The 1,075-nt window shown below is 41.4% G+C and carries 1 protein-coding gene; it reads left to right on the plus strand.

The features are described from left to right. Positions 1–731 precede the first annotated feature (731 nt). Positions 732–992 carry a hypothetical protein gene (locus F6K37_RS44060; protein ID WP_287257436.1) on the plus strand — a complete coding sequence of 87 codons (261 nt, stop codon included), beginning with the start codon at positions 732–734 and terminating at the stop codon, positions 990–992. The last annotated feature ends 83 nt before the right edge of the window (positions 993–1,075 follow it).

Here is a 1,075-nt window from a genome sequence, read left to right on the forward strand (position 1 = left end):
CCTAGGGCGTGTCTTCAAACTCGGAGATCCCCCTAAATCCCCCTTAAAAAAGGGGGACTTTGAGTATGGCTCCCCCCTTTTTTAAGGGGGGCTGGGGGGGATCATAATCTTGCCGAAAACTTTGAAAACACGCCCTAACCCTCAAAACTAAATTGACAGTCAGCCGTCAGCCGTCAGCCGTCAGCCGTCAGCCGTCAGCTTATTTTCTTCAAAAGCACCGATCTAGTAGCCTGGCCACAGGCCAAGGCTGATAGCTGTTCGCTTAGCGTGGGCGTAGCGCATGAGCTGATACGCGACACGCTGATAGCTGTTCGCTTAGCGTGGGCGTAGCGCATTAGCTGAATGCTTACAATTGACAGACTACTAGGGTTGAAATGATTCATAATTTCTTATTTTAGCCATCCATCAATGAATTTTGTCTGAAAAAATATTAAGTTTATTTAAGATTAATTTAATTGAATTGGGTCTTGACATCGAAAAGAAATAATTCATTAATTTATGTCTAAAACTAAAAGACAAACCCCATACATTATGTCTTATCCACTAGAAATAAAGCCTTGTTTTATGTCTAAAAAAGACTAGCTAGATTTAAGTCCAAAAACAACTATAAAAACCCTTGACATTTTCTGTTTTTGGTACGAGGATTAACTTAAGAAGTTAGCAAGCTAACTAGTCATGAATAGTTAGCTGATTGCTAACTAACCCACATCTGAAATTAAGGAAAAACCCAAATGTCTAGTATTAAAATCGCTGAACTGCGTCCTGCTGGTTCAGAGCTATTCCAAGATTCTGAAAGCTTCCTCAATGAGCTAAGCGATGGTCAGGAAATGGACATGGTTTTAGGAGGAGGAGGAGTATTTAGTATAAATACCGCTAGTCTGGTGACCGTAAGTAACGTTAACGTCATTTCGTTTCTCTCGAATGTTAACTTTAATAAGGGTAAGGGTAAGGGTAAGGGTCGGAGACGCCGCCGCCGTCGTGGTAAGCATTAAGTTCCTTAAGTAAAGGGATTTCGCTCTTTACGAAGTCGGTTGTAACTGACATTAGTGCAAGATATCAGTTACAACCGACTTCG

The sequence above is a fragment of the Moorena sp. SIO4E2 genome (assembly GCF_010671945.1).
Classification (GTDB): domain Bacteria; phylum Cyanobacteriota; class Cyanobacteriia; order Cyanobacteriales; family Coleofasciculaceae; genus Moorena; species Moorena producens.

Coding starts and splice junctions, on each gene's coding strand:
- F6K37_RS44060 (WP_287257436.1), top strand. CDS start 732: ATGTCTAGTATTAAAATCGCTGAACTGCGTCCTGCTGGTTCAGAGCTA.